Source organism: Kluyvera sp. STS39-E (genome assembly GCF_040932435.1).
Taxonomy (GTDB): domain Bacteria; phylum Pseudomonadota; class Gammaproteobacteria; order Enterobacterales; family Enterobacteriaceae; genus Kluyvera.
Window position 1 is genome coordinate 142,183 of sequence record NZ_JBFQGA010000011.1, and the last position, 8,411, is coordinate 150,593.

Annotated in this window: 6 protein-coding genes, 1 pseudogene and 1 riboswitch; of the genes and pseudogenes, 5 read left to right on the forward strand and 2 right to left on the reverse strand. The window is 52.9% G+C overall.

Annotated features, from left to right (window positions below; genetic code table 11):
- The first annotated feature begins 292 nt into the window (after positions 1 to 292).
- On the forward strand, positions 293 to 1,210 hold the full coding sequence (gene oxyR / locus AB4K05_RS21750) for a DNA-binding transcriptional regulator OxyR (protein ID WP_368481895.1): 918 nt from the start codon (positions 293 to 295) through the stop codon (positions 1,208 to 1,210).
- Here the strand turns inward: oxyR and sthA are convergent.
- Complete coding sequence (sthA, locus tag AB4K05_RS21755) at positions 1,193 to 2,593, reverse strand: Si-specific NAD(P)(+) transhydrogenase (RefSeq protein ID WP_368481896.1); 1,401 nt, start codon at positions 2,591 to 2,593, stop codon at positions 1,193 to 1,195. The two genes, oxyR and sthA, sit on opposite strands and share 18 nt — an antisense overlap.
- A 197-nt stretch (positions 2,594 to 2,790) precedes the next feature.
- Here sthA and fabR point away from each other — a divergent pair.
- Together fabR and AB4K05_RS21765 are read left to right on the forward strand one after the other, a co-directional pair.
- A pseudogene (gene fabR / locus AB4K05_RS21760) lies at positions 2,791 to 3,425 on the forward strand (HTH-type transcriptional repressor FabR).
- A 15-nt stretch (positions 3,426 to 3,440) separates the two neighbouring features.
- The gene (locus AB4K05_RS21765) at positions 3,441 to 3,794 is read left to right on the forward strand and encodes a YijD family membrane protein (protein WP_368481897.1); all 354 of its coding nucleotides are present in this window, start codon (positions 3,441 to 3,443) and stop codon (positions 3,792 to 3,794) included.
- 46 nt (positions 3,795 to 3,840) lie between these two features.
- On the opposite strand, the gene trmA is transcribed toward AB4K05_RS21765, so the two are convergent.
- A complete protein-coding gene (gene trmA / locus AB4K05_RS21770) occupies positions 3,841 to 4,941 on the reverse strand; it encodes a tRNA (uridine(54)-C5)-methyltransferase TrmA (protein WP_368481898.1) in 1,101 nt (366 codons plus the stop codon).
- A 113-nt stretch (positions 4,942 to 5,054) separates the two neighbouring features.
- A riboswitch (cobalamin riboswitch) is annotated at positions 5,055 to 5,242 on the forward strand.
- Between the two features lie 65 nt (positions 5,243 to 5,307).
- Between trmA and btuB the strand changes: the two genes are divergently transcribed.
- Both btuB and murI read left to right on the forward strand, forming a co-directional pair.
- Positions 5,308 to 7,191, forward strand: coding sequence for a TonB-dependent vitamin B12 receptor BtuB (gene btuB / locus AB4K05_RS21775; protein WP_368481899.1), 1,884 nt, complete (start codon positions 5,308 to 5,310; stop codon positions 7,189 to 7,191).
- A complete protein-coding gene (gene murI, locus AB4K05_RS21780) occupies positions 7,136 to 7,993 on the forward strand; it encodes a glutamate racemase (RefSeq protein ID WP_368481900.1) in 858 nt (285 codons plus the stop codon). Before btuB ends, murI begins: the two co-directional genes overlap by 56 nt.
- Positions 7,994 to 8,411 lie beyond the last annotated feature (418 nt).

The window sequence follows — 8,411 nt, forward strand, 5'->3', positions numbered from 1 at the left end:
CGCCATCAGGCCGATCGGCGCACATTGCCGGATGGCGGCGTAGCCCGGCCGAGCGCAAGCGACGCCGGGTTTTTTACGCCAAAAAAAAGCGGGCCACGGGGCCCGCAAACGTTCATGTTGGCTTTTGTTAGTCGAGTTTGAGAGAAACTCCGAATCAGTGTGACGACTTCAAGGGTTAAACAAGGGTCACCTGTTTCTGTGGTGTATTATTAAACAGAATCCTTGATAGGGATAATCATTCGTTGCTATTCTATCTATCGCCATGGGCTATCGTGGCGATGGAGGAAGAATAATGAATATTCGCGATCTTGAATACCTGGTGGCATTGGCTGAACATCGGCACTTTCGCCGGGCGGCAGACTCCTGCCATGTCAGTCAGCCAACCCTAAGCGGGCAGATTCGTAAACTGGAAGATGAACTTGGCGTGATGCTGCTGGAACGCACCAGCCGCAAAGTGCTGTTTACCCAAGCGGGACTGCTGCTGGTGGACCAGGCGCGTACTGTGCTACGCGAGGTCAAAGTGCTTAAGGAGATGGCAAGCCAGCAGGGGGAGACAATGTCCGGCCCGCTGCATATCGGCCTGATTCCAACCGTTGGCCCGTATCTGTTACCGCATATTATCCCAATACTGCATCAAACCTTCCCGAAGCTGGAAATGTATCTGCATGAAGCGCAAACCCATCAGCTGCTGGCGCAGCTCGACAGCGGTAAGCTGGATTGCGTGATTCTGGCGTTGGTGAAGGAAAGCGAAGCTTTTATCGAAGTGCCGCTGTACGACGAACCGATGTCGCTTGCGATCTACGAAGATCACCCGTGGGCGGAGCGCGATCGTGTGCCGATGGCAGATCTAGCAGGTGAAAAGCTGCTGATGCTGGAAGACGGCCACTGTCTACGCGATCAGGCGATGGGTTTCTGCTTTGAGGCGGGTGCTGACGAAGATACCCACTTCCGGGCCACCAGCCTAGAAACGCTGCGTAATATGGTGGCGGCGGGCAGCGGAATTACGTTGTTGCCTGAGCTTGCGGTGCCGCAGGAACGCAAACGTGACGGCGTGGTTTACCTGCCGTGCATTAAGCCGGAACCTCGCCGTACCGTCGGTCTGGTCTATCGACCAGGATCGCCGCTGCGCAGCCGCTATGAGCAGTTAGCTGAGGCCGTCCGTGAAACGATGGACGGCCATTTTGACAAGGCGCTAAAAAAGGCGGTTTAAGCCGTTCAACGCCGCTACCCGATAGGCTTCCGCCATGGTTGGGTAGTTAAAGGTGGTGTTAACGAAGTACTCAATGGTGTTACCACCGCCTTTCTGCTCCATAATCGCTTGGCCGATATGAATAATTTCGGCCGCGCGCTCACCAAAGCAGTGAATGCCGAGGATTTCCTTGGTCTCCCGATGGAACAGGATTTTCAGGCTACCCACGCTCATGCCGACGATTTGCGCTCGTGCCAGGTGTTTGAACTGCGCACGACCCACTTCGTATGGCACTTTCATCGCCGTTAGCTGCTGCTCCGTTTTACCCACCGAGCTGATTTCTGGAATGGTGTAGATCCCGGTCGGGATATCTTCAATCAGATGCCCGGAAGCTTCACCTTTCATCAGCGCCTGTGCGGCAATCCGGCCTTGGTCATAGGCGGCGGAGGCGAGGCTCGGATAACCGATAACATCACCCACCGCATAGACGTGCGGCAACGCGGTCTGGTATAGGCTGTTTACCTTCAATTGACCGCGGCCATCGGCCTGCAGGCCAATGTTTTCCAGCGCCAGAGATTCGGTGTTGCCAGTGCGCCCGTTGGCAAACAGCAGGCAGTCGGCCTTGAGCTTTTTGCCGGATTTCAGGTGCATGATCACGCCATCATCCACGCCTTCGATTCTCTCGTACTCTTCGTTGTGGCGAATAACCACACCGCTGTTCCAGAAGTGATAGGACAGTGAGTCCGACATTTCCTGATCGAGGAAGGCCAGCAGGCGGTCGCGGGTGTTGATCAAATCGACTTTGACGTCCATTCCGCGGAAGATGGACGCATATTCACAGCCAATAACCCCTGCGCCGTAGATGATGACGTGGCGAGGCTCGTGGTGCAGGCTGAGAATTGAGTCACTGTCATAAATGCGCGGATGGTTAAAATCAACGTCGGCCGGGCGATATGGGCGTGAACCGCAGGCGATGACGAACTTATCGGCGGTTAAGGTTTCGACCGAACCGTCCGGGCATTTCAGTGCGATGGTGTGCTCATCAACAAAGTGAGCGTCGCCCTGCAGCATTTCGCAGTGATTGCGCTCGTAAAAGCCTTGGCGCATACGTGTTTGCTGATTAATCACGCTATCGGCGTGGTTCAGGATATCGGCAAACGAGGAGCGGAGAAGTCGGCTGTGGTCACTATAAAGAGGGTTTTGGTTGAATTCGATAATACGGCTGACGGCATGGCGAAGGGCTTTAGACGGGATGGTGCCCCAATGGGTACAACCGCCGCCGACGTTATGGTAACGCTCAATAACGGCGACATGGGCTCCTTGCTTCACCAGACCCATAGCAGCACCTTCACCGCCAGGGCCGGAACCAATTATTACTGCATCATAATCGTAGGAATGTGACATGGTAAGGCTTACCTGTTCTTATACATAAAAGCAACAGAATCATAACATCATCAAATGAATAACCCAATTATCGTTGGGCTTTTTTCATACGAAATAGCATAAATAGCGTGTAAACAATCATTAACAAAGCTGCGTAAGTGGATTCGTTTTGATCTCTGGTATAGTGCCAGCACGGCATATGGAAGGATTCAGTCATCGTGATGGGTGTTAGAGCGCAACAAAAAGAAAAGACCCGGCGTTCGCTGGTGGAAGCGGCATTTAGTCAACTCAGTGCCGAACGTAGTTTTGCCAGCCTGAGCCTGCGCGAAGTGGCGCGCGAGGCGGGGATCGCGCCAACCTCCTTTTATCGCCATTTCCGTGATGTGGATGAGCTAGGACTGACGATGGTCGACGAAAGCGGCCTGATGCTGCGCCAACTGATGCGCCAGGCACGTCAGCGTATCGCGAAAGGCGGTAGCGTCATTCGCACCTCGGTTTCAACGTTTATGGAATTTATCGGTAATAACCCAAACGCCTTCCGCCTGTTGCTGCGAGAACGTTCTGGAACATCCGCCGCTTTTCGTGCAGCGGTTGCCCGCGAAATTCAGCATTTTATTGCGGAACTTGCCGACTATCTGGAAATCGAAAATCATATGCCCCGGGCCTTCACGGAAGCACAGGCTGAGGCGATGGTGACGATTGTATTTAGCGCGGGAGCGGAGGCTTTAGATGTTGGCCTTGAGCAGCGTCGGCAGCTGGAGGAGCGGCTGGTGCTGCAGTTACGGATGATCTCCAAAGGCGCGTACTACTGGTATCGTCGCGAACAAGAGAAGAGTCACATCATTCCGAATAAGGTGGTAGACGAGCAATGAAACAGTCAGTTCAGGATAAAGGTACGCTGCTGCTAGCGCTGTTGGCTGGCTTATCGATTAACGGCACGTTTGCAGCGCTGTTTAGCTCCATCGTTCCTTTTTCCGTATTCCCTATAATTTCTCTGGTGCTGACGGTTTACTGCCTGCATCAGCGCTATCAAAATCGTACCATGCCGGTTGGGCTGCCAGGTTTGTCTGCTGCCTGCTTTATTCTTGGCGTGCTGCTTTACAGTACCGTGGTTCGGGCGGAATACCCGGATATCGGTTCTAACTTCTTCCCTGCGGTGCTGTCGGTGGCGATGGTCTTTTGGATTGGTTATCGGATGCGTAACCGCAAGCACGAGTCCTAATCTGTAGGCCGGATGGCGGCTTCGCCTTATCCGGCCTACCGTAGTCTTACTTCTTCGTTAACAGCACGCCGCATTCCATATGATGGGTGTACGGGAACTGATCGAACAGCGCTAGGCGCGTGATGTTATGCGTCTGACTTAACGTTTCCAGATTCTGGCACAGCGTTTCTGGGTTGCAGGAGATGTACAGAATATTGGGATACGCCTGCACCATCTTCTCGGTTTCGCTGTCCAGCCCGCTGCGCGGTGGATCGACAAAAATAGTCTCACACTGATAGCTCTTCAGATCGATGCCCTGCAAACGGTTAAATTCCCGCACGCCGTTCATTGCCTGAGTAAACTCTTCCGCCGCCATGCGGATGATTTGCACATTGTCGATGTGGTTGGCCGCGATGTTGTACTGCGCGGCGGCGACGGATGGCTTGGCGATTTCGGTGGCCAGCACGCGGTTGAAGTTACGCGCTAGCGCCAGCGAGAAGTTGCCGTTACCGCAATACAATTCCAGCAGGTCGCCGCGTGAATTCTGCGTGCTATCCAGTGCCCACTCCAACATCTGAATATTCATCGCTGCGTTTGGCTGGGTGAAGCTGTTCTCTACCTGACGGTAGATCATCTCTTTCCCAGCAACCGGCAGACGTTCATCAATATAATCCTGATCCAGCTCGATTTTGGTTTTGGTCGCCCGGCCAATAAGGTGCACATTCAGCCCCTGCGCTCGCAGCGCATCGCGCAGGATCGTGGCCTGTTCACGCCATTCGTCACCGAGTTTCTTGTGGTACAACAGCGTGACTACCGCCTGGTTGCTGAGTGTGGTCAGGTAGTCAATCTGGAACAGCTTATGACGCAGCGTTGGGTTGTCGCGTACGCCGTCGAGCATGACGGTCATCAGCGTATTAATAAGCTGGCTGGCGGCCGGGAATGAATCGACGCGGATGCGGTTTTTGGTCTGCTGGTCAAACATGATGTGGTAGAGATCGTCGCCGTCGTGCCAGATGCGGAACTCCGCACGCATCCGGTAGTGGCTGACCGGTGAACGAAACACCTCCGGCGCAGGCGCGCTAAACGGCGTCATCATCGTTTGCAGGCGAGTCACTTTCTCGGCGAGCTGAGCGTCGTACTGTTCGGTAGGGAGGTGTTCGGGGGTCATGATGCATCCTGAATAATAAAAGTACGCGGGGATTGTAGGGCTTGTTCAGGGGATGTCCAGCCTCAAGCGGGTTAAAATGATAAATAGCAGTCTGGACATCCGTATGTAACTAAATGTAGCATTCGCTTACCGGTCCTGTGAGTTAAAAGGGAATCCAGTGTGAATCTGGAGCTGACGCGCAGCGGTAAGGAAGGTAAGAAAGAAGCGCACCTAGTGCAGACACTGCGGCTTGCCGTGGGAAGTCATTCTTTCTTTATATAGCCTCCAAGCCCGAAGACCTGCCGGATGACGTCGCATGAGGTTTTATCGTCGCGAGCAACTGATAAAACCTGCGGCATCCTTTATCTATTTCGGATGCTTTTAAAAATGATTAAAAAAGTTTCGCTGCTGACGGCGTTGTCCGTCACGGCATTTTCCGGCTGGGCGCAAGACAGCAATTCAGACACGCTGGTGGTGACCGCCAACCGCTTCCAACAACCCGTCAATACCGTTCTGGCTCCTACCGACGTTGTGACGCGCGATGATATTCAGCGCTGGCAGTCGAAAGATCTCAATGATGTGATGCGCCGCTTGCCTGGGGTGGATATTTCGCAGACCGGCGGGATGGGAAGCAGCTCTTCTCTATTTATACGCGGCACCGAAGCGCGCCATGTATTGGTGTTGATCGACGGTATTCCGATGGCAAGAGCGGGTATTGGTAACGCTATCGATATTGGCCAGATTCCAGTGTCCCTAGTGCAGCGTATCGAATACATTCGCGGACCGCGTTCTGCAGTGTACGGTTCCGGGGCGATTGGTGGGGTGGTTAACATCATTACCATGAGCGACGATGAACGCGCTCAGGTCGATGCCGGGATGGGGTCGAATGGCTACCAAACCTATGACGGTGCGGTGAATAAACGCTTTGGTGACACGATGGTGACTGCGGCAGGAGCTTACCAGACGACCAAAGGTTTTAACGTCAAACCTGATTCTCCTTACAGCGGCGATAGCGACCGCGATGGTTATCGCAACAAATTGTTCTGGGGCGCCGTACAGCACAAGTTCGATGATAGCTTCTCGGGATTCTTCCGTGGCTATGGATACACGGCAAACAACGATTACGATCAGGATACAAAATATGGCTCTCCTGAAGGTAATGATGAAGGGCAGAACTATAACCAATCCTGGGACACAGGGCTTCGCTATAACTCTGGCATCTATTCCACTCAGCTTATCGCCAACTATCAGCACCTTAAAGACTATAACTACAGCAGCAATCTAGGTCGCTATGCGGGCCAAGCCACGCTGGATGATATGGAACAGCGTTATATCCAGTGGGGTAACAACATTGAGGTTGGACACGGCGCGATTAGCGGTGGCGTTGACTGGAAGCAGGAAAAGCTGGTTTCCGGCAGCACGACAAAAACTGATGCCTATAAACGTGATACGACGGGCCTTTACCTGACCGGGCAGCAGCAGATTGATTCCATTACGCTGGAAGCATCGGGCCGTGAGGATCATGATGAGCAGTTTGGCTGGCACGGAACTTGGCAAACAGCTGCGGGTTGGGAATTTATTGATGGTTACCGCGCAACGCTTTCTTATGGCACCGGCTTCCTAGCACCCTCTTTGGGGCAGCAGTATGGTGCGGCGCGTTATGCATATGGAAGCAACCGAGGCATCATTGCCAACCCGAATCTGCAACCTGAAGAATCTAAACAGTGGGAAGCCGGAATTGACGGGATTACGGGGCCGTTGGATTGGAGGCTCTCTGCGTACCACTATGAAATTCAAAACCTGATTGATTATAAAAGCTCGAGCCAATACAGCCAGTACGTCAACGTGAAATCGGCCACCATTAAAGGCTTGGAGTGGACGGGGAACATCACGACTGGCCCGGTAGAGCACCACCTGACTCTGCAATATGTTGATCCGCGTGATGATGAAACCAATCAGGTTCTTGCTCGCCGTGCGAAACAGCAGGTGAAGTATGAGGTAACTGGGCAGGTTTACGATCTTGGCTGGAATATCGCTTACCAATATTTGGGGCAGCGCTATGATAACGATTATGACGAGACAACAAATACCTCTAGTCGAGTTAGAGTGGGCGGTGTGAGCCTGTGGGATATCGGATTGTCATATCCAGTCACCTCACACCTGACAGTTCGTGGTAAAATCGCCAACCTGTTCGATAAAGATTACGAGACAGCATATGGCTACCCAACTGCAGGACGGGAATACACCTTGTCTGGCAGCTACACCTTCTAAACCACGTCCCACCGTCCTGGTCTTTGACTCCGGGGTTGGTGGGCTGTCGGTCTACGATGAGGTCCGGCACCTTCTGCCGGATCTTCATTACATCTACGCTTTCGATAACGTGGCTTTCCCTTATGGGGAGAAGAGCGAAGAGTTTATCGTTGAACGCGTCCTCGAGATTGTCACTGCCGTACAGCAACGCTATCCACTAGCGCTCGCGGTTATCGCCTGTAACACGGCGAGCACAGTGTCGCTCCCCGCGCTGCGAGAGAAGTTTGCTTTCCCGGTTGTAGGCGTCGTGCCTGCAATTAAGCCGGCGGCACGCCTGTCTGCCAACCGTGTCATTGGGCTACTGGCAACGCGGGGCACGGTAAAGCGTTCTTATACTCATGAGCTCATTGCACGCTTTGCCGATGAATGCCGGATTGAGATGCTTGGGTCCGCAGAGTTAGTTGAGCTGGCAGAAGCGAAGCTGCACGGTGAGCCCGTTCCGCTCGAAGAGCTGCGCCGTATTCTACGTCCGTGGCTGCGTATGCAGGAGCCGCCAGATACCGTTGTTCTCGGTTGCACCCATTTCCCTCTATTACAAGAGGAACTGTTGCAGGTGCTTCCGGAAGGTACGCGGCTGATCGACTCCGGTGCTGCAATCGCGCGTCGAACTGCTTGGTTATTGGAACATGAAGCGCCGGATGCGAAATCTAGCGATGCCAATCTGGCCTACTGTATGGCGTTAACGACTGAAACTGAGCAACTTTTACCCGTTTTACAGCGTTATGGCTTTGAAACGCTCGAAAAACTGCCTGTTTCAGGCTGATTTGAGCAAAAAAGAGACGGTTGAAAAGTTTTTTTAAAACAGGGCTTGTCAACGTCTCAGAACTCCCTATAATGCGCCTCCACTGACACGGAACAACGGATTACAAGCCGCCGGGTCAGCGAGGTTCTCAAGGGAACTTCAGCAGAGAAAAGCGAAATTAAATGCTTGACTCTGAAGCGGGAAAGCGTAATATGCACATCCCGCGCCGCTGACAAAAGCGAAAGCGAAGCGGCACTGCTCTTTAACAATTTATCAGACAATCTGTGTGGGCACTCGAAGATACGGATTCTTAAACGTCGCAAGACGCTAAATGAATACCAAGTCTCAACGAGTGAACATACGTAATTCATTACGAAGTTTAATTCATTGAGCATCAAACACTTTTAAATTGAAGAGTTTGATCATGGCTCAGATTGAA